Below are 22,886 nucleotides of genomic sequence, written 5' to 3' on the forward strand. Positions count from 1 at the left end.
CAACAGCACCTTGCTTCTTCTATAGGCGATGTCCATGCAGCAATTATTACTCATGGGTGCGGGCCATGCCCACGCCTTTGTACTCGAAGCCTTTGCCGAACAGCCTGAACCAAGCATCGCGATTACCGTGGTGAGTGATAGTCCTTTAGCAGCTTACTCCGGCAGCGTACCCGCATGGCTAGCGGGGGAGTGTACGCTGCGCAAGACACAGATCGACGTGGAAGCATTGTGCCAAAGAGCCAATGCTCGGCTAATTCTTTCCCCAGCGAACACGATCAACACCCAGGAGCGTTACGTAGTGCTGGCAAATGGCGAGCGCGTTAACTTTGACGTGGCCTCCGTCAACATCGGTTCGACCCTGACGTCTCCTCAGCAGCATGGGGAGAACCTCCCCAAGCTACTCGCCATGCGCCCATTGAGTAGTCTGCACCAGCGCTGGCAGGCACTGCAAAATGATATTAGCCATTTACCCAGCGGCGGCGCCCAACGGGTGGTAGGCGTTGGCGGTGGCGCTGCGGGCTGTGAAACATTGATGAGCGTACTGGCTCAGTTGCGCAAACAGCGCCCGGATATTGATTGGCAGGGGCATTTGCTCAGCGCCTCTAACGCTCTATTGCCCGATGCCGGGCACGTGCCACGCTGGCTAATGCGACGCGCGCTGTCACAGGCAGGGATTACCGTTCACGTTGAACAACGCGGCGAAACGCTGATTGAAGGCGGAGTAACCACCCAGAACGGTAAACGCATCGATGCGGACATCGTCCTGTGGGCAACGGGGGCTGTCGGCCACCCATGGCTGGCAGGGACTGGGCTGCCGTTGGATCAACACGGTTTTATCCGCGTTGACCATTCACTGAAGGTTAGCGACCAGCCGAATATGTTTGCCGCTGGCGACTGTGCAGCGTTTACCCCAGCGCTGCCCAACGCAGGGGTTTATGCGGTGCGCATGGGGCCACACTTAGCAGATAACCTTCGCCGCGCCTGCCACGGCGAACCATTGCTCCCCTGGCAGCCACCCAAACGGGTGTTGGCACTCATTGGCACTGGCGACGGCCACGCGATTGCCAGCCGCGGAGGCTTTGGGGTATCCGGCAAGTGGGTATGGCAATGGAAAAAGCGGATTGATGCGCGCTTTATCGCCCGCTTCAATCCGCCTTTTGAAGGCTAACTGGCTGAATCAGTTACCTTCGCGCCAGCCGCCTAGCACCCGGCTATCCGGGCCAAAGAAGACCAACCGATCATGGTCAATCAAATACCGATAGGCGGTCTCCAGCATATCCGTGACCCGCTTGGCATCGCCCATTTGCGGGCACGCCATGCGGGTGGTGGCTAACGGGCTAAACTCAATGCGCTGGTTTTCACCGAGTGTTACTTCGCCAGTAAAGCGGTTACAGCCGTCGTGGCCGCTAACTTTGCCCTCTTTTGAAATCTGGAAAAAAGGCGTTTCCGGCATGGAGAGCCGCTCATCGGTGCCCACCAACAGTAGGTTCCAACGCTGTTCAACAATGGCGCCCTCAAGCGAGGCATCGTTGGCGCCCCGTTGTGGTGTAGAACTTGGCCCCGGCGAACTGCTACAAGCACTTAACAGTAGCGCAGCGGAAGCCAACAGTGGTAATAAGCGCCAACCTTTCATGGTGATCGTTCCTTTTGTCATTGTTACCAGCTACCGGTGTTTTCCATAGAAGCCCATGGCTCTTGTGGCGCTAGGGCATCGCCTTTTTGCAGCAACTCCACAGAGATTCCGTCCGGTGATTTAACAAACGCCATATGGCCATCACGAGGTGGGCGGTTAATCGTCACGCCGTTGTCCTGAAGGTGTTGGCAGAGCGCATAAATGTCATCCACCCGATAGGCTAGGTGGCCGAAATTACGCCCACCGGTGTACTCTTCGGGATCCCAGTTATACGTCAGCTCAAGCTCCGGAGCCGTCAGCCGCTCTGAGCGTGGCTCATCTTCTGGTGCGGCCAGAAACACTAGCGTGAAGCGTCCTTTCTCGTTCTCTTTTCGGCGAACTTCTTTAAGACCCAGCAGATCGCAGTAAAAATGCAGCGAAGCATTCAGGTCACTGACACGCACCATGGTATGTAGATATTGCATATCGACTCCTGTTAAAAACGGCCTTGGTCATACTTTACAAAAACGTGACAACAGAAATAAATCGCTGCAACGCTGTATAATTAAATTATAACGTTTATCTTAGCTGGGTTTACCCGTCGGAGAAACCTGTGGATTCAGTCACTCAAGCCGCGCTTGGCGCAGCCATTGGCGGGGCCGTACTGGGCCGCCGCCTTGGCCGTAAGGCCATCCTTATCGGTGCCGTACTCGGCACCCTGCCCGATTTTGATGTAGCGCTGGATTATGGCGACGCTGTGGCTAATGTCACCGAGCATCGCGGTTTTAGCCATTCGCTTTTTGTACTAACAGGGTTAGCCACCCTGTTGGCGCTGCTATGCACACGATTTGCTCCTGCAAAAGATATTAGCCTACCCCGCTGGTGGTGCTTTTTTGCGCTTATTCTGATTACCCATCCTTTGCTTGATGCGCTAACCACTTACGGCACCCAGTTGCTTTGGCCGCTTGATCTTGCTCCCACCGCGTGGCCGATTATTTTTATTATCGATCCGCTCTATACACTGCCGCTGCTATTTACCTTGGGCGTTGCCTTGGTCTCTCAGCGGGTACGCAAAGCCTGCACATGGGGACTGGTCATCACAAGTGTTTACCTAATGATGGCAGCGGGGGCGAAATTAATGGTAGAGCAACGTCTTGCCCCTGCCCTGGCAGAACAGGGTCTTGAAGAGGCTCCGCTACTGATACAGCCAACGCCGTTTAACATTGTGCTATGGCGCGCCACGGTAATCGACGGGGAGCGCTACCATGAAAGCCTGATTAGTGTGTTTGACGGCGACCGTCAACCGCGTTTCGAACCATTAATTCGTAACGCTGGGCTAGAGGCGTTCGCCCTGGCCAGCCAACAGGGAGAGCGTTTAATGTGGTTTGCGGGTTCTTTTTTACGCTATGAAACGCGGCTGCTAGAAGGAAAAGAGACGCTGATCGCTACCGATATTCGGCTCGGCTTCCCAGGCTTCCATCCGTTTAGCTTTACCCTGGCAACGTTAGAGGAAGAACACTGGGTACCGCTTGCGGTAAGCGAACAGTTGGAGAGTACCCGCGGTATTCAGATGCAAACGCTATCGCGCCTCGCCGCTCGTGCCGCAGGTAACACCTCGGCCCTGTGCGCCAGCGATTTCGAGGCGCATGAGTGGCGGGCCGAGCGTGTGGTTTATCGCTGCTGAGCTAGCGCTTTATTAGATTCCTTAGGGAGCAATACCTTGGCCACAGCCGCTATATTGCTCCCCGCCATAGGTCAGCGTAACGCGAGCGGGAAAAGGCTTGCCGCTCATATTATCGAAACAGGCCCCAGCATCGATACGCACGCGGAAAAAGGGCTTCACGTCAGCGTTTTCAATCACGACTCGACCAGCTTCATTGTCCATCACACTAACCATATAAGGTAGCTGGAGACGCTCTTCCCCGTAGTTCGTTTCCATCATCAGTGTCGGCGTGTCATTAGCTAATGCAACCGTCCAGCCCGGTTCGTTACCCTGACCAAAGAACATCACGCCGGGCTTTTCAGCTCGGGTTAAGGCGTCACGCTGCTCGGCCAGCGAGCACTGCAACTGCCCTCGTGGCGTTTCCACTAGCGCCTCGTCACCCCGGTTCCAGAAGCTGATCTCACCATCTTGGTAGCGGGCGCCGCTGGCCACGACGGCTTGGGGCAACCGCCATGCGCCGTGCAGCGACCATAGGCGCAAATCGTTGGCGTTGGTGGCAGCCACTAAGTGCTGCTGAGCGGGTTCGCAGTGCCACGCATCAAAACGCTGGGCAGAGCCGGGAAAAAGCGCCGAGGGCAGAAAGGGTGCCCGGTTATCCAGCGTTGCTTGGTTAGCGGCTTTAGTTTCTGTGGAGGGCGTGGCTGCACACCCCCCGAGTATCACCATCATACCGACTGCGGCGATGGCCCCACCCCATGCTTTTAACGTATTCATATGCCATGCTCCCTATATAACTAATTCTATTGCTTGCTGAACTTCTTACCCACGTTTGAACGCCTGCAGATCATGCGTATCGATACTTTCCACCTGCGGGGGCAACCCCAGCTCTTCGCGTTTGATTTTAACCTGCATTTTTTCCGCTAGCCGTTCGGCGTCATCATCGGTAGTGCGCCCATTAAGCTCCGCCAACTGCGCCATGCCCTGGTGATAGAAAGTGAGCAGATCCAGCGCCGTGCGGTTGCTCTCTTCCACCGCTTTGCGCAGTTGCGAAAGATAGCCACTGACTTGCGACAAATGATGTTTGAGTTGCCAGACATAGCGCACCTCCGTCATCCATGGGCGCTCACGCAACACGGCAAATAGCGCGCTGGTGGCCAATAGCCCAAGTAGCACGCCTAGGGCATTGAGCCATAGGCTGCTGCCAAAGGTGGAGGTAAGGAGCATTGAGAACAGGAGGCCAAAAATAATCAGTTGCCCCGCCATGGCAAAGCTGATCATGCGGGCTTTGCGGCGGTAGGTCTCGGGGTCGTGATGTTCTAGGGTAAATACCATGGCCAGCCTCATTATCGCTGCAAACGTCCTATGATACGGGGCTGGCCAGGGCAAACAAGTAATAGCGTTTACAAAAGCAATTACGCCAAACGCTCCGCGGCCGTTTTGAGTAAGTGTTCGGTCGTTTCCCAGCCCACGCAGGCGTCGGTGACCGATACGCCGTAGCGCATGGCGCCAGGCTTGAGCGGCTGCTTGCCTTCGAACAGGTGACTTTCCAGCATCAGCGCGACCAGGTTGGCTTCGCCTGCCTGACGCTGCGCCAATACATCCAGCATCACTTCACTCTGGCGGCGATGGTCTTTACGCGCATTGGCATGGCTGCAATCCACCATTAGCCGTGGGTTTTGCCCAGCATTACGCAGCGCAGTGGTTGCTGCACGTACGTGTTGTGTCTGATAGTTCGGCTCGCCGTGCCCGCCACGCAGCACCACGTGGGTGTGCGGGTTGCCTGCAGTTTGCTGGACGATCGGGTAGCCTTGCGGGTCTACCGCGAAACGCTGGTGCGGGTGGGCCGCCGCACTCATGGCATCGATAGCCACTTGTACATCGCCACTGGTGGCATTTTTGAACCCCACCGCCGCTGACAAATCACTGGCCAGCTCACGGTGCAGTTGCGATTCGGTGGTGCGTGCGCCAATCGCCACCCAGCTTAGTAAGTCGTCTACGTAGGGCGCCAGCATCGGTTGTAAAAGCTCGGTAGCCACCGGCAAGCCGCGAGTGGCTACGGCATGCATCAGTTCACGAGAGAGCGCCAAACCGCGCGGCATATCACCGCTGCCATCCAAGCCTGGGTCGTAGGCCAGCCCTTTCCAGCCCACAGTGGTGCGCGGCTTTTCAACGTAGACGCGCATGACCGGCAAAATACGTTCGCTGATCTCTTCGCTAAGCACAGCCAGGCGGTCGGCGTATTCCAGCGCTGCATCTGGGTCGTGAACGGAGCAAGGGCCAACGACAACGAGCAGGCGGTCATCGTGACCACTCAAAATTTGCTGTACGGCGTGGCGCTGGCGGGCAATTTGCTCACTTAGCGGGTCGCTTAACGAGATACGTTGCCTGAGTTCGGCGGGGGTAGGCAGCCGCTTTGCATTGGGCTCAGGCGCTGAGGGCGTTAGCCGGGAAGTAGCATGGGCAGTGGATACAACGGTTTTATTAATAACAGGGCTGACAGGCGCATTCATGATTAATTCTCCGCAATCGTGTGACATCGTATGGTTGTGTGACCACCCAAGTGAACACGGTCGGAGGTGGCAGCTAGCACCGACCGCGCGTCGCTAAATCGCCAGCTATAGCCATAACCCACAAAGCTGGTAGCGAAAGCGTTAGTCAGTGCGCGATAAATCATGATGCTGCTCCTTGATGAAATAATGGTGAATAACTATTGCCGAAAATCGCTCAGTCTATAAATCGCTGGGGCCCCAAAACGCCAGAAGCCCCGACGGGGTTACCGACCGGGGCTTCTGTGCTTGCGGCAGGCAACCGAGTGGTGTGCCTGGTGGCGCGACGTTAGGCGTCGGCCAGGGGCACACCGTGGCTAAACCAATACCCATAAAACGCAAAACCACCAACCAATTCTGGTTGTGGGTTCACTGTATGTGGTGTGGTTAGTCGTTGCATGCCCATATTCCGCTAGATTCTGTTAGTTACGCTGGCAATAACTAGCCCCAGTGAATCGTTTGACAGGGCTGCCGCCATGGCGTTGTCGTTTTATCCTGCCTGCAAGCGCTGCAAATGGCAACACTCAACCGCTAAAAGCTTGTACCCAACCAATAGTAGCGGGCAGCGCGCTCATGCTAACCAGCACCACCAAGCCTAGAAAGATGGACAGGAAACCAGAATCGTCTTTAAAGTTTTCGTCGTGTTGGGCCATGTTAGCCTCCTTTTTTGACAACGCTATATCAGGGGGAGCGTTACAACGCTGCGGTCATATTAAGTAGAACGGGGTGCGTAGGCAAACACATCCGAAAACACCCGCTCAAGCTTTATGCCTTTTGTGTCGAGCACATCCAGGCAGGCGTAGACCATGTTGGGCGAACCCGAGATATAAACATCATGGGTTTCTGGCGTGATATCTGCGGTTTTCAACACCTGATCAATACGACCCAGGTGATGGGCAATCCGCTCGCCCGCTGCTAACGGCTCTTCCAAGGGCGATTCGGTTACCGCATGAAAGCAGACATTGGCGTGGGTTTGCGCCCACTGGCTGGCCAGTTGCTCTAAATAGAGGTCGCGGTGTTCGCGGGCGGCCCACCACAGCGAAATTTCTCGTTCGGGCTGTTCATGCAGTACCGCTTCGACAATGGCTTTCATCTGGGAGAAACCGGTTCCTGCTGCAATCAGCAGCAGCGGTCTTTCGCTCTCACGATCAAGCACGCACTCACCGCCGGGCAAACGCAGCGTGAGCTGATTGGCTACCTGCAGCAGTTCCCGCAGCCGCGCTGAGTTATCCCGCTCCGGCCAGTGTTGAATATGCAGCTCGATAACACCATCGCTGCGATCGGCACTGGCGATCGAAAACGGCACCCAGGTGGTGTCATCCAGCTTAAGCTCTAAATACTGCCCCGGCGCATGCTGCATGGCTTCGGCGCGCCCAGTTAGCGTCACGCCAAACACATCGGGGCTTAAGTTCTCAACCTCGGTGACTTGGCAAGTCAACGTCCTTGCACTCATGAAAGCCTCTTTTTACAAATTTGGTCAGCGATACATCGCATTCAGCGGCGAGAGGGCGGCAATTCAAGACCAATCCCCAGCGCTTCCCAGCGTTCATCCACGCGCGCTTTAACGGCATCGTCCATCACAATAGGGGTGCCCCATTCACGGTCAGTTTCTCCTGGCCACTTATTGGTGGCATCAAGCCCCATTTTCGAGCCAAGACCTGAGACCGGCGAAGCGAAATCTAGATAATCAATGGGGGTATTTTCGACCATTACAGTATCCCGCGCGGGATCCATCCGGGTGGTGATCGCCCAGATAACATCTTCCCAATTGCGTGCGTCCACGTCGTCATCCAGCACAATCACAAACTTGGTGTACATAAACTGACGCAGAAAGCTCCATACCCCCATCATCACGCGCTTGGCGTGGCCGGGGTACTGCTTCTTCATGGTGACCACTGCCATACGGTAAGAGCAGCCTTCCGGTGGCAGGTAGAAGTCGACGATTTCGGGAAACTGCTTACACAGAATGGGCACAAAGACTTCATTCAGCGCCACACCGAGAATCGCCGGCTCATCCGGCGGACGTCCCGTATAGGTCGAGTGATAGATCGCATCACGGCGCATGGTCATCCGCGTGATGGTAAACACCGGGAAGTGGTCGACCTCATTGTAGTAACCGGTGTGGTCACCAAAGGGGCCTTCCGCCGCCATATCATCGGGATAGATAAAGCCTTCGAGGATAATCTCGCTGGACGCGGGCACATCAAGATCCGCATGACCGCACTTCACCAGCTCGGTACGCGAACCGCGCAGTAGGCCCGCAAAGGCGTATTCTGAAAGCGAATCCGGCACGGGGGTGACGGCGCCCAAAATCGTCGCCGGGTCAGCGCCAAGCGCCACCGCAACCGGGAAAGGCTCGCCTGGGTGGGCTTTCTGGAACTCCAGAAAATCCAGCGCGCCGCCACGATGGGAGAGCCAGCGCATGATCAGGCGGTTCTTGCCAATCTTCTGCTGACGGTAAATCCCTAGGTTCTGGCGCTTCTTGTGCGGCCCTTTGGTAATCACCAGTGGCCAGGTGACCAGTGGCCCCGCATCGCCAGGCCAGCAGTGCTGAATCGGCAGCAGGCCGAGATCGACCTCGTCGTCTTCATACACCACTTCCTGTACCGGCGCATGCTTGACGTTTTTCGGCCCCATGCTGAGCACTTGCTTGAAGATCGGCAGCTTGTCCCAGGCGTCTTTCAAGCCTTTCGGCGGATCAGGCTCTTTGAGAAACGCCAACAGCTTACCCACTTCTCTGAGCGCTTCTACCGATTCTTGTCCCATGCCTAGCGCAACCCGTTTAGGGGTGCCAAACAGGTTGCCCAACAGCGGCATGTCGTGGCCTTTGACGTTTTCAAACAGCAACGCCGGGCCACCGGCACGCAGCGTGCGGTCGCAAATTTCGGTGATTTCCAGGTAAGGATCGACTTCGACATGAATACGCTTGAGTTCACCCTGGGCTTCAAGCGCCGCGATGAACTCACGCAAGTCTTTGTACTTCAAGGCACGCTCCCTGGCTGGCGAATGCGCCGCGTTAGCGGCGCTCTTTTTTACACCACAAGCTAGCGGCGCTTCATCGCTTCAAAGAACTCAAGATTGGTCTTGGTATCTTTCAGACGGTCAATCAGGAATTCAGTGGCGGCGGTGTCTTCCATCGGATTGAGCAGCTTGCGCAAAATCCACATGCGCTGCATTTCATCCTCAGAAGCCAGCAGGTCTTCACGACGGGTGCCACTCCGACGGATATTGATCGCCGGGAATACACGACGCTCAGCCAGCTTGCGATCCAGGTGGGCTTCCATGTTACCGGTACCCTTGAACTCTTCGAAGATGACTTCGTCCATTTTGGAGCCAGTATCGACCAGCGCCGTGGCGATAATCGTCAGGCTGCCGCCCTCTTCGATATTACGCGCCGCACCAAAGAAGCGTTTTGGCTTCTCAAGGGCGTGGGCATCGACACCACCGGTGAGCACTTTGCCAGAGCTGGGCACCACGGTGTTGTAAGCACGCGCCAAGCGAGTAATCGAGTCGAGCAGAATGACCACGTCTTTCTTGTGCTCAACCAAACGCTTGGCTTTCTCGATAACCATTTCAGCGACTTGCACGTGACGCGCTGGCGGCTCATCAAAGGTTGACGCCACGACTTCGCCACGCACGGTGCGCGACATTTCGGTGACTTCCTCAGGGCGCTCATCGATCAGCAGTACGATCAGATGACACTCTGGGTTGTTGCGCGTGATGGAGGTCGCGATGTTTTGCAACATCAGCGTTTTACCCGCCTTGGGCGGCGATACCAGCAAACCACGTTGGCCTTTACCGATCGGCGCGGTTAGATCGATGATCCGCGCGGTAAGGTCTTCCGTGGAGCCGTTACCGATCTCCATACGCATGCGATCGTCTGGGAACAGCGGCGTTAAGTTCTCAAACAGGATCTTGTGCTTGGCATTTTCCGGACGGTCAAAGTTGATTTGACTGACCTTCAGCAGGGCGAAGTAGCGTTCACCCTCCTTCGGCGGACGGATTTTGCCGGAAATGGAGTCACCCTTGCGCAGATTGAAACGGCGGATCTGCGAAGGCGATATGTAGATATCGTCGGGACCGGCGAGATAGGAGCTGTCAGCGCTACGCAGGAAGCCGAAGCCATCCTGAAGAATTTCCAGCACACCGTCGCCATAGATATCCTCGCCACTTTTGGCGTGTTTCTTGAGGATGGCGAAAATGATGTCCTGCTTGCGCGAACGGGCCAAGTTATCAATACCCATTTCACGGGCGATATCGAGGAGCTCGGGAACGGTTTTTTGCTTGAGTTCAGTGAGATTCATCGGTGTGTTAGAAAGTTGCTCATGGAAGCTGGGCGCCAGGCGCCGGGAATAAGACAGGAGGCGTGAAAGTGACGCCGTGTGATGCGTTCAGACCCCGGTAAAGGCACGCGCTCGAAGATGAAAGGAACGGCGTTGGACTTAACTAACAACGCTGCTGCTTGTTGTTATTAAGACTCAACTCGAGGGTGCTAACACTTGTTTAATCTGGCTACCCCAGGAAAGTGGTTGAACCAGTGGGCTATCTGACGACTTGGAATTCTGGCTGACGCTAACGGGATAAACAGTGAATAACGTCTGGGGCGACCAAGGTGTCGTATTTGCACGACGCATGCAAGATGATTTATCTAAACAGCGACTCATCTCCGCAGCGAAGTACTTGTGGACACGCTAACTAACCAGGTCAGATCAGGCCAGTAGCTCGATGGTAGTCAAGCGCCGCGACAAACGCAAGCCTTTAGGTGTCTAGCAATTGACAATAGATAAAGGTCGCCGCAACCTTGGCACAGCCAACACGAAGGAAAGCTCATGCCCAAGGACATTTCGCTCCCCATTGCCACCGCTTCCGCTGAGGTAGACAGTGGTGCGCCGCAGCGCTTCGCCGCTATAGACCTGGGTTCCAACAGCTTTCATCTACTGGTGGCCAATTACCAGCATGAACGCCTCCAGGTGGTGGCCCGATTGGGCGAAAAGGTGCAGCTCGCCGCGGGACTAGACGATGATGGCCTGCTCAGCGAAGAGGCAATGCAGCGCGCACTAGATTGCCTGGGCCGCTTCGCGCCGTTTTTAAGCGATATCACCAACGCCAATTTGCGCATTGTCGGCACTAACGCGCTACGCGATGCCGATAATAGCCAAACATTTATCGAGCGCGCCGAAGCACAGTTAGGCCACGCCATCGAAATTATCGCCGGCCGCGAAGAGGCTCGGCTGATTTATTTAGGCGCCGCCCACGCGCTGGCCGAAAATGGCCGCCGATTAATCGTCGATATTGGCGGCGGCTCGACCGAATTCATTATTGGTGAAGCTTTTGAGCCCAAAGCGCTGGAGAGCCTGCGCATGGGCTGCGTGACATTTTCCCGACGCTTCTTCTCCGACGGCGAGTTGAACGAAAAACGTATGCGCCGCGCCGAGCTAGCCGCTCTTTCAGAGCTCGCCAACATTCAGCGCCCCTATCAACGCCTGGGCTGGGACGACCCAGTCGGCTCCAGCGGCACGATCAAGGCCGCCGCCAGCGTGTTGCATGCCTATGGCGATACGCCCCACGAAGGTGTTATCACTCGCGCCGGCTTAAAGAAGCTGCGCGAACGGCTGCTGAAGTGCAAGCAACTGGATAAAGTCGCGCTGGAGGGCCTCAAGGCTGACCGTGCCAAAGTTTTCCCGGCGGGGATTGCTATTCTCGGGGCGATTTTTGAGGCCTTTGATTTAACCCAAATGCGTTTTGCCGATGGGGCGCTGCGCGAAGGCGTGCTCTACGATATGGCCGGGCGCAATACCGCCGAAGACTCGCGCTCGAAAAGCCTGGAGTCGCTACAGCGCACTTACGATGTTGATACCCGTCAAGGGCTTAACGTCGCCGACACTGCCGAGCGACTGTTTCAGCAGGTACGCCATGCATGGTCGCTGAACCTTGACCAAGGGCGCTATTTGCAGTGGGCTAGCCACGTGCATGAAATCGGCCTGGCGATCTCTCACAGCCAGTTTCATCGCCACGGCGCCTACCTGCTGGAGCATTCGGATCTCGCGGGTTTTTCACGCCCTGAACAGCGCCAACTGGCGTTTTTAGTGCGCGCGCACCGGCGTAAATTTCCGCTCAAGGAGTGGCAGGCCCTGCCGGAAGCGCAACAGGAGACGACCCAGAAGCTCGCCCGACTGCTGCGTTTAGCCGTTTTGCTCAACCATTCCCGCCCGGAAACCGCGCCCTCGCTACCGGAAATAAGCGCTGACAGCGATAGCTTGACGATCACGCTGCCTGCCAGCGATGAACCCACCCTGCTGAGTACCGACCTGGAACAGGAGCAGGCGTTTATGGAAGCCGCCGGTTTTAAGCTGATCGTTAAGCAGGCGAAGTCAGACGGGTAAAGCAAACGCCCTCTGCCTGCCATAACAGCTGAGCAGGGGGACAAACCACCCCGATACACGCCTCACCCTGCATGATAACCACCAGCCGCTGGCGCTCCCAGGGCGGTATATCCGCCTCTTGTAGCAACCGCTTTAGGTCGCGCCGCCCTCGTTTAGGCAGTTGAATAACCTCCCCACCTTGTCGCCAGGTCGCTCTCAACGGTTGAGACGGCTCTTGTAATGAAGCCACCTGCCACCCTAGCGGCCCGATAGGCGTTTCCAGTGGCGTTTGACCATCCCAGCTAACCTCCCACGACGATAACGCTTCAAAAGGCACCATCAGATAGAGCCGCTGGCGCCATAGGCGCGCCTGAGCACCCGGCCACTCAACGCACACCGCGGCACCCGCCTTGGCATGCAATTGATCCAGCAGGCTCTCTAAACGCTTCTGGGGCGGTGTTGGCAAGCCTTGCTGTTGGCAAAGAGTACGCACCAGCAGCCGCTGGCGGGGACGGGAGCGCTGACTAAGTGCGCTCGCATCTATCTGCCCTTCTCCGGTGACGAGCTCGTTTAGCTCGGCTGCTAAATACTCGCTAAGCACCGCATCTGCGTCACCGGCGTTGGTTGCGCTATTGGCTAAAGCAGCGACGGCTGTGGGCCAGCGCTCGCGCAATGCAGGCAATATTCGGTGGCGTAGGCGGTTGCGATCAAAGCGAATATCTTGATTGGTGGGATCTTCGCACCAGCGCAACTGAAGCAGCCCAGCCGCAGCTTCAAGTTCAGCTCGGCGCACGGAGAGCCAGGGGCGCACCAAGGTGATACTTTGGACCTCCCGGCGATAGGGCATACCGGCCAGGCCGCGTAGCCCGCTGCCGCGCAGAGCGGCGAGCAGAAAGGTTTCCGCCTGATCATCCTGGTGCTGGGCCAGCCAGAGCGTATCGCCAGTGGGAATGGTGGCCAAAAAAGCTTCATAGCGGGCGTTGCGAGCGGCACCTTCGATGCCTTCACCTTGTGTATTTACCGTCACATTGACCACGGTCAGCGGCACGTTCAAGCGCACACACATATCCCGGCAGTGCGCCTCGAATGTCTGCGCTGCTGCCTGTAGGCCATGGTTAATGTGGATAGCCCGCAAATGGCGGCCTGCTTGTTCGCAGGCCCGTGCGGCTAACGCGAGCAGCAGGCAGGAGTCCAAACCACCGGAGAGTGCCACCCAAATAGAGCGCCCCGGCGGGGTCTCCGCCAGGGCGTCGTTGAGCAAGCGTTGCAGCGTATTATGCGGCTGGGGCGCCATAGCTCATTAAACGCTTGTAGCGACGCTCCAGCAGCGCGTCAGTGTCCATTGACTGCAGACGCCCCAAGCTCGCGGTAAGCGCCTCTTTGACCCGCTCAGCAGTGGTTAGCGGGTGACGGTGGGAGCCCCCAAGCGGCTCTTTGATCAGCGAGTCGACGAAACCCAGTTCTTTCAGTCGCTCGGCGGTAATGCCCATAGCCTGAGCGGCGTCAGAGGCTTTTTCAACGCTTTTCCATAAGATCGATGCGCAGCCTTCCGGTGAGATCACCGAGTAGGTCGAATACTGCAGCATTTGCAGTTCGTCGCATACGCCAATTGCCAGTGCGCCGCCGGAGCCGCCCTCGCCCACCACGGTGGAGATAATCGGTGTTTTCAGCCGCGACATAACGGCCAGGTTATAGGCGATGGCCTCTGACTGACCGCGCTCTTCGGCGTCGATACCGGGATAGGCGCCGGGGGTATCGATAAAGGTCAGGATCGGCATTTTAAAGCGCTCGGCCATCTCCATCAGACGGCACGCTTTGCGGTAGCCTTCTGGGCGCGGCATACCGAAGTTGCGGCGCACTTTCTCTTTTACATCGCGGCCTTTTTGATGGCCAATCACCATCACTGGTGCATCATTCAACCGCGCAATGCCACCTACCAGCGCGGCATCATCGGCGAAGTTGCGATCACCGTGCAGCTCGTCAAAGTCGGTGAAGATGTGTTCGAGGTAGTCCAACGTGTAGGGACGCTGAGGGTGCCGTGATAGCTGAGAAACCTGCCAGGGAGTCAAATCCTTGAAGATCGATTCCGTCAGCTTGCGGCTCTTCTCTTCCAGCCGAGCGATCTCGTCGGAAAGGTTGACTTGGCTATCGGAGCTGACTAGACGCAGCTCCTCAATTTTTGCCTGAAGTTCGGCAATCGGCTGTTCAAAATCGAGATAATTAGGATTCATCGGCTCTGCCTGTAAGCTGCCTGTCAAAAACAAGCCTGATCAAAATAAGTATTATCGCACCCTGACACTGCCACGCAAGGTGAGTGCCCTTCTGTCACTATTTATCGATAGCGTAGCTGTACGCCTGTCTGACCCTGGACATCCTGCAGCGCCAGCAGTAAGTCGTCGCTCGGTGCGACTTTCCACTCATCGGCAAGTTCCAGCCAAGCCACTGCCGCTGGGTGGCGGTACTGCAGGCGCACCGGCAACCCCTCTTGATCGCGATACGGCGTCAGGCTGTCGCGCAGGGTTTCAATTAAGCGGCCATTGATCTGCCCCGCGTCCAATGCCAGTTCCACGGCTTGGCCGTAGCGAATGCGCGCCGTCACCATTGGTGTAACGTCTTTACCGCGTAGGCGCAGGCCACCAGAGTATTCGTCGCTGGAGACTTCGCCCTCAACGATGAGTACCTGATCAGCCTCAATCTGACCGCGTAGTTGCTCGAATAGCTCCCCAAACAGCGAAGCTTCAATACGCCCGGTGCGGTCATCCAGGGTGATAAACGCCATGGTATCACCACGCTTGGACTTCATGGTGCGCACGCCGACCACTAGCCCAGCAACGCGCTGGGGGTCGCGAGAAGGTTTTAAATCGCTGATCCGCGTGGAGACAAAGCGCTTTAACTCCCGCTCGTACTCGTCGATCGGGTGCCCCGTCAGGTAAAGCCCCAGGGTATCTTTCTCCCCTGAGAGCCGTTCGCGATCGGTCCACTCACGGGCGTTGATGTATTCGGCGTAAACGTTGCTGTCACCGTCACTTTCATCGGTCGCGGCGAACGCATCACCAAACATATCCAGCATGCCCAGATTCTGATTGGCGTGGTTTTGGGCAGCGGCTTTTAGCGCGTCCTCCATCGCTGCGAACAGCACCGCACGATTGGGGCCTAGGGTATCCAACGCGCCGGAGCGAATCAGCGCCTCCAGGGTGCGCTTATTCATCCGCTTGGGATCAATGCGACGGCAGAAATCGAAGATATCTTTAAAGGGGCCATCTGCCTCGCGGGCTTCGACAATGGCACCAATGGGGCCTTCGCCCACGCCGCGAATGGCGCCTAGCCCGTAGACCACACGCGCATCGGTATCGACGGTGAACTTGTAACCACCGACGTTGACGTTCGGCGGCGTTACGGTGAGCTTGAGGTTCCGACACTCCTCAATCAGCGGCACCACTTTATCCAGGTTGTCCATTTCCGTGGACATTACCGCGGCCATAAAGGGCCCCGGATAGTGGGCTTTCAGCCACGCAGTTTGGTAAGAGACCAGCGCGTAGGCAGCCGAGTGAGACTTGTTAAAGCCGTAACCGGCGAATTTCTCTACCAGGTCAAAGATGTTACCGGCCAGGTCTTTATCGATACCGTTAGCGGCACAACCCTCCATAAAGCCGTCACGCTGCTTGGCCATCTCTTCGGGCTTTTTCTTACCCATGGCACGGCGCAGCATATCGGCCTGGCCGAGGCTGTAGCCTGCCATTACCTGAGCGATCTGCATGACCTGCTCTTGGTAGAGGATGATGCCGTAGGTGGGCGCCAAGACAGGTTTCAACAGCTCGTGCTGGTAATCCGGGTGTGGATAAGAGACTTCGGCCCGGCCGTGCTTACGGTTGATAAAGTCGTCGACCATGCCCGACTGCAGTGGGCCGGGGCGGAACAGTGCCACCAGGGCGATCATATCGTCCAGGGAGTCAGGCAGCAGGCGCTTGATCAGTTCCTTCATGCCGCGGGATTCGAGCTGGAAGACCGCCGTGGTTTCGGCGCGCTTGAGCATCTCGAAGGTTGGCGCGTCGTCCAGCGGGATGCTGTCGATGTTGAGCGGATCCTGGCCGTTAACGCTGCGCACCTTGTCGACCATCTCTAGTGCCCAGTCGATAATCGTCAGCGTCCGCAGGCCCAGGAAGTCGAACTTGACCAGCCCCGCCTCTTCAATATCGTTTTTATCGAACTGTACCACCAAGCCGGAGCCATCTTCATCGCAGAGCAGCGGTGAGAAATCGGTCAGTTTGGTGGGGGCGATGACCACGCCACCGGCGTGCTTGCCGGTGCCCCGGGTGGTGCCCTCAAGCTTGAGCGCCATTTCCCAGATCTCTTCGGCCTCTTCATCGTTGCCGATAAACTCTTTGAGCGCGGGCTCCTGCTCAATCGCCTTGGCCAGGGTCATGCCTACTTCAAAGGGAATCAGCTTGGAGAGCTTGTCGCCCAGCGAGTAAGGGCGGCCTTGGGCACGGGCGACGTCGCGCACCACAGCCTTCGCTGCCATGGTGCCAAAGGTGACAATCTGGGATACCGCATTGCGCCCGTAGCGCTCGGCAACGTACTCGATCACCTTGTCGCGTTTTTCCATGCAGAAGTCGACGTCAAAGTCGGGCATGGAGACACGCTCAGGGTTAAGAAAGCGCTCGAACAGCAGGTCGTAGCCAATCGGGTCTAAGTCAGTGATCTTCTGCGCGTAGGCCACTAGCGAACCGGCACCAGAGCCTCGCCCAGGGCCTACCGGTACACGGTTGTCCTTGGCCCACTGGATAAAGTCCATCACGATCAGGAAGTAGCCAGGGAAGCCCATCTGAATAATAACGTTGAGTTCGAACTCCAGCCGGTCGCGGTAGCGCTGGTCGATCGCCTGATACTCTTCGCTGTCGCGAGGGTATCGCTGTGCAGGAAATAGAAAATCCAACCGCTCGGTTAAACCGTCGTGGGAGACCTTGCGGAAGAACTCGTCCTGGGTCATGCCCTCGGGAATGCCGAACTCGGGCAGGAAAATCTCGCCCAGGCGCACGTTAACGCTGCAGCGTTCGGCAATCATCACGCTGTTTTCCAGCGCTTCAGGAATATCCGAGAACAGCGCCGCCATCTCGTCGGGGCTTTTTAGATACTGCTCTTCGGTGTAGCGGCGTTCGCGGCGCGGGTCATCCAGTGCTTTACCTTCGCCGATGGCAACCCGGGTCTCATGGGCCCAGTAGTCGTCTCGCTCCAGAAAGCGCACGTCGTTGGTGGCTACCACTGGGGTGCCCGTTTCAATGGCCAGCTTGACGCTGGCGTGAACACAGGCCTCTTCCAGCGGGCGCCCAGTACGAATCAGTTCCAGGTAAAAGCGCTCGGGAAACGCTGCCTGCCACTCTTCAAGCAGCACCCGAGCGTCCTGTTCGTGGTCAGACAACAGGTGGCGACCAATCTCGCCCTCCCGTGCGCCGGAGAGCGCAATCAAGCCCTCGCTCTGTTCCAGCACCCACTGTTTATCCAGAATGGCGCGCCCCTGGCGCTGGCCATGGGTCCAGCCCTTGGAGATCAGCTCAGTCAGGTTGCGATAGCCAACATCGTTCATCGCCAGCAGCGTTAGCCGGTAGGGGTGCGACTCGTCATGGGGATTGTGCAGCCATAAATCGCTGCCAATAATCGGCTTCAACCCCGCCCCCTGGGCGGCTTTGTAGAACTTCACCAGGCCGAAAAGGTTGGCTTCGTCGGTCAAGGCCAATGCTGGCATCGCCCGCTCAGCCGTGGTGCTGACCAGCGATTTTAGCTTCACTAAGCCATCGACCAGGGAGTATTCACTGTGCAAACGTAAATGAACGAACGGAACCGTCATGGGACTCTCAGCAAAACGCTAGGTGAAGAAAAAATACGTTAAAGCAGCGCCAACTGGCGCTGCACCGGCGCGAAGCTACGACGATGTTCGGCCAGTGGCCCGTGAGCGGCAAGCGCCGTCAGGTGCTCTTTGGTCGGGTAGCCTTTATGGCGCGCAAAACCATACTCAGGATAGCACTCATCCAAGGCGACCATCTGTGCGTCGCGAGCGACCTTGGCCAAAATCGACGCTGCGGCAATGGCACAGTGGCGTGAATCGCCCTTCACCACGGCCTGGCCAGGCAGCAGATGACCAGGTAATTTGTTGCCATCGACGAGTAGATATTCCGCCGCCGGTGCCAGCGCATCAATGGCTCGACGCATGGCCAAGTGGGTGGCGTGGTAAATATTCAACGCATCCACTTCCGCTGCGCTGGCTTCTGCCACGGCAAAGGCCAGCGCCCGCTCGCGAATCTGGCTATCCAGCGCTTCACGTTTGCGCGCCGTCAATTTTTTAGAGTCGGTAAGACCGTTTATTGGCTGCGCGGGGTCGAGAATCACCGCTGCGGCCACCACGCTACCAACCAGCGGCCCTCGGCCTACTTCATCCACTCCCGCCAGCAGCTCGCCGCTGTAGGCAATTTCTAGCGTTGGAAAATCCTTGTGCTCGATCAACCAGTGCGCTGTCACCCTATTTTTAATGGCCATCAACAGTCTCCAGCGGCTGTCCCGCGGCCAACAGGCTAATTGCCTCGGCGGCGCGACGGCTGGCGTTACGCTGAAGGGTGGCGTGCATCTGGGCAAAGCGCGCCTCCAGGGCATGGCGGCTATCTTCGTCCGCCAGCATGGCGCTGAGCTGATCGGCAATCGCCTCCGGCGAGGCCGCGTCTTGAATGAGTTCGGGCACCAGCGTTTCCTGGGCAATCAAATTAGGCAGCGATACCCACTGGGTTTTGACCATTCGCTTGGCCAGCCAGTGGGTGGTCGGGGCCATCTTGTAAGCCACCAGCATGCTGCGGTGACACAGCATGGCTTCCAGCGCGGCGGTACCAGAGGCCAGCAGCACGATATCGCTGGCTACCATCGCTTCGCGGGCTTGACCATCCAGCAGCGTAGTACGCTCGGCCAGCTGTGGGTAGTTGGCCAGCAGCGCGCTAATTTCATGGCGGCGATCAGCGGTAGCCGCGGGAATAACCACGTGCAGCGCAGGGTGGCGTTGGCAGAGCTGTGCGGCGGCGGCAAGAAAGGTATCGCCCAGAAAACGAATTTCGTTGGCCCGGGAGCCAGGCAGCAGCGCTAACACCTGCAGATCAGGCGCGAGTTCCAGCGCCTGGCGGGTGGCAACACGGTCATTTTCCAGCGGCATTTCGTCGGCCAGGGGGTGGCCCACAAAAGCGACGGGCACACGATGTTGGCGATAGAAAGCAGCCTCAAAAGGCAGCAGCGTCAGCATGCCATCGACCGACTTAGCGATGCCTTTTACCCGCCCCTGGCGCCACGCCCACACGGAAGGACTCACGTAGTGGGCGGTGGTGATCCCCGCTTCGCGAAGCTGGCGCTCAAGGCCTAGATTGAAGTCAGGTGCATCGATACCCAGCATAATATCCGGCTGCCAAGCTAACGCTTCGGCTTTTAGGGTGCGCCGTACACGGATCAGTTCAGGGAGGTGCTTCAGCACTTCAACCAGCCCCATTACCGCAAGCGTTTCGAGAGGAAAGCGGCTCTCCATGCCTTCCGCCTGCATACGCGGTCCGCCGATGCCACGAAACTCGACGCCAGGGTGGCACGCTTTAAGTTCACGCATCAGCCCAGCGCCAAGGATATCGCCGGAGAGTTCCCCAGCCACGAGATAGACACGTTGCAGGGTCATAAAATGATTAGCATGGGTTAACGGGTGATGCCGCGGGTGGAACGCTCAATGGAGGCGGCGAAATGCTCAATTTCGGGAAAATCAAAGCGGCTACGCATTTCGACAAGCGCCTGCTCTGTAGTCAGCCCCTGGCGATAAACCATTTTATAAGCAGTGGTTAAGGCACTAATTGCTTCGCGGCTAAAGCCGCGGCGCTTTAAGCCCACTAGGTTGAGTCCACGCGCTTCGGCAGGGTTGCCATTAATCATGATATAGGCGGGTGTGTCCTTGGTGATAATCGAGCCACCACCGGCCATGGCGTGATCGCCAAAGTGACAGAACTGATGCACTGCCGCCAACCCACCCAGAATGGCATGATCACCGACGGTGACATGGCCCGCCAAGGTAACCTGATTGGCTAAAATGCAGTCGTTACCAATCACGCAGTCATGGCCGACATGCACGTAGGCCATAAACAGGTTGCGCGAACCAATGGTGGTTTCGCTGCGATCCTGAACGGTGCCTCGATGAATCGTGGCGCCTTCACGGACCACATTATCGTCGCCCATCACTAACCGCGTGGGTTCGCCTGCGTATTTTTTGTCCTGACAGTCTTCACCTACCGAGGCAAACTGAAAGATACGCGTACGTTCGCCTAGCGAGGTGGGGCCTTTAACCACCACATGAGGGCCTATCACGGAGCCCGCGCCGATCGTGACGTCGGGGCCAATGATGCTAAAGGGGCCAACCTCAACGTCGTCGGCAAGGCGCGCCGCCGGGTCGACCAGTGCAGTCGGATGTATCAAGCCACCTTCCTCTCGGCACAAATAATTTCTGCTTCGCAGGCCAGCTCACCGTCAACCGTGGCACGGCATGCAAATTTCCAGATACCCCGTTTACCTCTAATCACGTCGGCCTCTAAGGTGAGCTTGTCGCCCGGCATTACCGGGCGTTTAAAGCGCACTTTATCGCTGCCCACGAGATAGTACACATAACCATCGGCAGGCAGTTTATTGACCGTTTTAAAACCGAGAATGCCGCATACCTGGGCCAGGGCTTCAATCACCAGTACGCCGGGCATAATCGGGTGATGCGGAAAGTGGCCGTTAAAAAATGGCTCATTAATGCTGACATTTTTGTACGCAACGATGGATTCGCCGGTGGTTAATTGCGTTACTCGATCCACCAGCAAAAAGGGGTAACGGTGGGGCAAGTACTCGCGAATTTCATTGATATCCATAACCATCGTAGCGACCTCTAAAATAACAAAAACCTGCAGCTCCTGAAGAGTGTCAGGCAAATACCAGCACGTGCACTGGTTAAAAGGCTGTGGATTATACCCCGCTGTTATCTAGTCTCAAACCAGCAGCGGGTAAAAGTCATGCAGCCGTTACTATTCACGTTGCTTTTTTTCCAATCGAGCCAGGCGCTTAGCGATGTCATCAAGCTGTTTAAAACGCACCGCGTTTTTACGCCACTGGGCATTAGCCATGGCGCCAGTACCGGATGAGTAGACCCCCGGTTCATGGATTGAGTTCGTGACAAGGCTCATACCTGTCACCTGAACGCCGTCGCAAATGGTTAGGTGACCGGATAAACCGACCCCACCACCCAGCATGCAGTGCTTACCGACCTTGGTCGAACCAGCAATGCCCACACAGCCTGCTAAGGCGCTGTGGTCACCGATAATGACGTTATGGGCGATTTGTACCTGACTATCAATTTTGACGTCATCACCAATCACCGTATCTCCCAAAGCGCCACGATCGATGCTGGAGCAACTGCCTACTTCAACGTCGTCGCCAAGCACTACGCCCCCCAATTGGGCGATTTTATGCCAGCCAGCGCCATCGTGGGCAAACCCGAAGCCGTCGCCGCCAATCACACAGCCGCTTTGCAAGATGCCCCGTTTACCGATAACCACGCCATGGCAGAGGGTGACATTGGCGTGCAGACGCGTTGCTTCGCCGATAATTGTATCGGCTCCCACCACGCTGCCCGCCCCAATGACCACACGGTCGCCCAGCACCACGCCTGATTCAATCACTGCATGAGCTTGAATGCAGACATCGGCGCCTAGCTGAGCATCTTCCGCCACGACGGCGGTGGGGTGAATACCGACGATATCGCGGGCAGGCAGTGGGTCAAACAACTGCGATAGCTTGGCATAGCCCAAGTAAGGGTTATCGATTTCCAGACGCGCTACCGGGCAGTGCTTGCCATGCTCAGGGTGCAGCAATACCGCGGCCGCCTTGGTCGTCGCCAAATCTTTCAGGTAGGCACGATTGGCCAGAAAAGCCACTTGATCCGGCTGCGCTTCTTTTAGCGTCGCCAAGCCGCGTATCGGCTGCTGGGCATTACCGCTGACGGCAATGCCCAATTGGCGCGCAATGTCTGCGAGGGTAAAGTGATGAGAAGCGTGCGTCATGGGAGCCCAGAGAAGCGTTGGTGTGGCCTGACCACACCAATTAGCGTTTAAATTTAGTTCAAGGTATCAAAAATCTGGGTGACTTCATCGGTCACATTGGGCAGATCCACACCTGAGTGCAGTACGCCCTGGGGTTCAACCAGCACATCAATACCATGGCGTTCCAGCACTTCTGCTACCGCTTGTTCCAGCTTAGGCTCGGCGCCTTCTAAAAACTGCTGCTCGGAACGCTGCTGTGCCTGCATTACTTCCTGGCGAAGCTGTTCAAAACGGCTGCCTTTCTGCTGAAGCTCGCTAATCAGCGACTCCCGCTGGGACTGAGCCATCGTTTCGCCTTCGTTCTGCAAACGCTGCTGAAGCTGCTGCAACTCATTACCCAGGTTTTGCGCTTCACGCTGCTGATTGCCAATTTGCCCTTCCAGAGTACTCATTGACGCCTGTGCGGACTGGGTATTCATTAATGCTGCTCGCCAATCCAACACTGCTACTTCTGCAGCGTGAGCGGGCAAAATCATCGCGCCCAACAGGCATACCACCGCTGTCAGTTTACGCATCATGTTATCTCCTTAGGTCACGCTAGCACGCGCCACCATGGCACGCGGT

General features: G+C 57.0%; 21 protein-coding genes. 3 read left to right on the top strand and 18 right to left on the bottom strand.

Annotated features, from left to right (window positions below; genetic code table 11):
* The first annotated feature begins 28 nt into the window (after positions 1–28).
* Positions 29–1,168: an FAD-dependent oxidoreductase gene (locus tag AC4EYZ_RS08900; RefSeq protein ID WP_190374039.1), complete on the top strand. Its 1,140-nt coding sequence runs from the start codon at positions 29–31 to the stop codon at positions 1,166–1,168.
* A 9-nt stretch (positions 1,169–1,177) separates the two neighbouring features.
* On the opposite strand, the gene AC4EYZ_RS08905 is transcribed toward AC4EYZ_RS08900, so the two are convergent.
* Positions 1,178–1,633 carry an META domain-containing protein gene (locus AC4EYZ_RS08905; protein WP_035537745.1) on the bottom strand — a complete coding sequence of 152 codons (456 nt, stop codon included), beginning with the start codon at positions 1,631–1,633 and terminating at the stop codon, positions 1,178–1,180.
* A gap of 23 nt (positions 1,634–1,656) precedes the next feature.
* A complete protein-coding gene (gene gloA / locus AC4EYZ_RS08910; protein ID WP_022520174.1) occupies positions 1,657–2,097 on the bottom strand; it encodes a lactoylglutathione lyase in 441 nt (146 codons plus the stop codon).
* Between the two features lie 128 nt (positions 2,098–2,225).
* Between gloA and AC4EYZ_RS08915 the strand changes: the two genes are divergently transcribed.
* Positions 2,226–3,296: a metal-dependent hydrolase gene (locus AC4EYZ_RS08915; RefSeq protein WP_190374040.1), complete on the top strand. Its 1,071-nt coding sequence runs from the start codon at positions 2,226–2,228 to the stop codon at positions 3,294–3,296.
* A gap of 21 nt (positions 3,297–3,317) precedes the next feature.
* Here AC4EYZ_RS08915 and AC4EYZ_RS08920 read toward each other — a convergent pair whose 3' ends face one another.
* From AC4EYZ_RS08920 to rho, 7 genes are all read right to left on the bottom strand, one after another.
* Positions 3,318–4,049, bottom strand: a complete 732-nt coding sequence (locus AC4EYZ_RS08920; RefSeq protein ID WP_190374041.1) for an MliC family protein — start codon at positions 4,047–4,049, stop codon at positions 3,318–3,320.
* Between the two features lie 45 nt (positions 4,050–4,094).
* Complete coding sequence (locus AC4EYZ_RS08925; RefSeq protein WP_022520177.1) at positions 4,095–4,607, bottom strand: DUF3087 family protein; 513 nt, start codon at positions 4,605–4,607, stop codon at positions 4,095–4,097.
* An 80-nt stretch (positions 4,608–4,687) separates the two neighbouring features.
* A complete protein-coding gene (locus AC4EYZ_RS08930) occupies positions 4,688–5,785 on the bottom strand; it encodes a 3-deoxy-7-phosphoheptulonate synthase (RefSeq protein WP_490204228.1) in 1,098 nt (365 codons plus the stop codon).
* A 560-nt stretch (positions 5,786–6,345) separates the two neighbouring features.
* A complete protein-coding gene (locus tag AC4EYZ_RS08935; protein WP_261377686.1) occupies positions 6,346–6,474 on the bottom strand; it encodes a hypothetical protein in 129 nt (42 codons plus the stop codon).
* A gap of 59 nt (positions 6,475–6,533) precedes the next feature.
* Positions 6,534–7,274: an FAD-binding oxidoreductase gene (locus AC4EYZ_RS08940; RefSeq protein ID WP_027957775.1), complete on the bottom strand. Its 741-nt coding sequence runs from the start codon at positions 7,272–7,274 to the stop codon at positions 6,534–6,536.
* 41 nt (positions 7,275–7,315) lie between these two features.
* Positions 7,316–8,806, bottom strand: a complete 1,491-nt coding sequence (ubiD, locus tag AC4EYZ_RS08945; RefSeq protein WP_009288495.1) for a 4-hydroxy-3-polyprenylbenzoate decarboxylase — start codon at positions 8,804–8,806, stop codon at positions 7,316–7,318.
* A gap of 59 nt (positions 8,807–8,865) precedes the next feature.
* On the bottom strand, positions 8,866–10,125 hold the full coding sequence (gene rho / locus AC4EYZ_RS08950; RefSeq protein ID WP_007111700.1) for a transcription termination factor Rho: 1,260 nt from the start codon (positions 10,123–10,125) through the stop codon (positions 8,866–8,868).
* Positions 10,126–10,650: 525 nt separating this feature from the next.
* Between rho and ppx the strand changes: the two genes are divergently transcribed.
* A complete protein-coding gene (gene ppx / locus AC4EYZ_RS08955) occupies positions 10,651–12,204 on the top strand; it encodes an exopolyphosphatase (protein ID WP_027957774.1) in 1,554 nt (517 codons plus the stop codon).
* On the opposite strand, the gene tilS is transcribed toward ppx, so the two are convergent.
* From tilS to AC4EYZ_RS09000, 9 genes are all read right to left on the bottom strand, one after another.
* Positions 12,179–13,477: a tRNA lysidine(34) synthetase TilS gene (gene tilS, locus AC4EYZ_RS08960; protein WP_474192135.1), complete on the bottom strand. Its 1,299-nt coding sequence runs from the start codon at positions 13,475–13,477 to the stop codon at positions 12,179–12,181. The genes ppx and tilS overlap by 26 nt on opposite strands.
* Complete coding sequence (accA, locus tag AC4EYZ_RS08965) at positions 13,458–14,414, bottom strand: acetyl-CoA carboxylase carboxyl transferase subunit alpha (protein WP_474192134.1); 957 nt, start codon at positions 14,412–14,414, stop codon at positions 13,458–13,460. Before accA ends, tilS begins: the two co-directional genes overlap by 20 nt.
* Before the next feature lie 101 nt (positions 14,415–14,515).
* A complete protein-coding gene (dnaE, locus tag AC4EYZ_RS08970; protein WP_474192133.1) occupies positions 14,516–18,028 on the bottom strand; it encodes a DNA polymerase III subunit alpha in 3,513 nt (1,170 codons plus the stop codon).
* 38 nt (positions 18,029–18,066) lie between these two features.
* Positions 18,067–18,714, bottom strand: coding sequence for a ribonuclease HII (gene rnhB / locus AC4EYZ_RS08975; RefSeq protein WP_190374045.1), 648 nt, complete (start codon positions 18,712–18,714; stop codon positions 18,067–18,069).
* On the bottom strand, positions 18,704–19,876 hold the full coding sequence (gene lpxB, locus AC4EYZ_RS08980; RefSeq protein ID WP_190374046.1) for a lipid-A-disaccharide synthase: 1,173 nt from the start codon (positions 19,874–19,876) through the stop codon (positions 18,704–18,706). Before lpxB ends, rnhB begins: the two co-directional genes overlap by 11 nt.
* A 17-nt stretch (positions 19,877–19,893) precedes the next feature.
* Positions 19,894–20,661 (bottom strand): acyl-ACP--UDP-N-acetylglucosamine O-acyltransferase, encoded by a 768-nt coding sequence (gene lpxA / locus AC4EYZ_RS08985; protein ID WP_190374047.1) that lies wholly within the window; start codon positions 20,659–20,661, stop codon positions 19,894–19,896.
* Entirely contained in the window at positions 20,658–21,101 is a 444-nt protein-coding gene (fabZ, locus tag AC4EYZ_RS08990) for a 3-hydroxyacyl-ACP dehydratase FabZ (RefSeq protein WP_022520189.1), read from the bottom strand. Before fabZ ends, lpxA begins: the two co-directional genes overlap by 4 nt.
* Before the next feature lie 147 nt (positions 21,102–21,248).
* Entirely contained in the window at positions 21,249–22,283 is a 1,035-nt protein-coding gene (lpxD, locus tag AC4EYZ_RS08995; protein ID WP_009288490.1) for a UDP-3-O-(3-hydroxymyristoyl)glucosamine N-acyltransferase, read from the bottom strand.
* A 53-nt stretch (positions 22,284–22,336) separates the two neighbouring features.
* Entirely contained in the window at positions 22,337–22,837 is a 501-nt protein-coding gene (locus tag AC4EYZ_RS09000) for an OmpH/Skp family outer membrane protein (protein ID WP_027957768.1), read from the bottom strand.
* Positions 22,838–22,886: the final 49 nt, after the last annotated feature.

The sequence above is a fragment of the Vreelandella sp. 162(4c) genome (assembly GCF_058152265.1).

Coding starts and splice junctions, on each gene's coding strand:
- rnhB (WP_190374045.1), bottom strand. CDS start 18,714: ATGGCCATTAAAAATAGGGTGACAGCGCACTGGTTGATCGAGCACAAG.
- accA (WP_474192134.1), bottom strand. CDS start 14,414: ATGAATCCTAATTATCTCGATTTTGAACAGCCGATTGCCGAACTTCAG.
- AC4EYZ_RS08920 (WP_190374041.1), bottom strand. CDS start 4,049: ATGAATACGTTAAAAGCATGGGGTGGGGCCATCGCCGCAGTCGGTATG.
- AC4EYZ_RS08935 (WP_261377686.1), bottom strand. CDS start 6,474: ATGGCCCAACACGACGAAAACTTTAAAGACGATTCTGGTTTCCTGTCC.
- AC4EYZ_RS09000 (WP_027957768.1), bottom strand. CDS start 22,837: ATGCGTAAACTGACAGCGGTGGTATGCCTGTTGGGCGCGATGATTTTG.
- ppx (WP_027957774.1), top strand. CDS start 10,651: ATGCCCAAGGACATTTCGCTCCCCATTGCCACCGCTTCCGCTGAGGTA.
- tilS (WP_474192135.1), bottom strand. CDS start 13,477: ATGGCGCCCCAGCCGCATAATACGCTGCAACGCTTGCTCAACGACGCC.
- AC4EYZ_RS08925 (WP_022520177.1), bottom strand. CDS start 4,607: ATGGTATTTACCCTAGAACATCACGACCCCGAGACCTACCGCCGCAAA.
- AC4EYZ_RS08940 (WP_027957775.1), bottom strand. CDS start 7,274: ATGAGTGCAAGGACGTTGACTTGCCAAGTCACCGAGGTTGAGAACTTA.
- lpxB (WP_190374046.1), bottom strand. CDS start 19,876: ATGACCCTGCAACGTGTCTATCTCGTGGCTGGGGAACTCTCCGGCGAT.
- rho (WP_007111700.1), bottom strand. CDS start 10,125: ATGAATCTCACTGAACTCAAGCAAAAAACCGTTCCCGAGCTCCTCGAT.
- dnaE (WP_474192133.1), bottom strand. CDS start 18,028: ATGACGGTTCCGTTCGTTCATTTACGTTTGCACAGTGAATACTCCCTG.
- gloA (WP_022520174.1), bottom strand. CDS start 2,097: ATGCAATATCTACATACCATGGTGCGTGTCAGTGACCTGAATGCTTCG.
- AC4EYZ_RS08905 (WP_035537745.1), bottom strand. CDS start 1,633: ATGAAAGGTTGGCGCTTATTACCACTGTTGGCTTCCGCTGCGCTACTG.
- lpxD (WP_009288490.1), bottom strand. CDS start 22,283: ATGACGCACGCTTCTCATCACTTTACCCTCGCAGACATTGCGCGCCAA.
- AC4EYZ_RS08930 (WP_490204228.1), bottom strand. CDS start 5,785: ATGAATGCGCCTGTCAGCCCTGTTATTAATAAAACCGTTGTATCCACT.
- AC4EYZ_RS08900 (WP_190374039.1), top strand. CDS start 29: ATGTCCATGCAGCAATTATTACTCATGGGTGCGGGCCATGCCCACGCC.
- fabZ (WP_022520189.1), bottom strand. CDS start 21,101: ATGGTTATGGATATCAATGAAATTCGCGAGTACTTGCCCCACCGTTAC.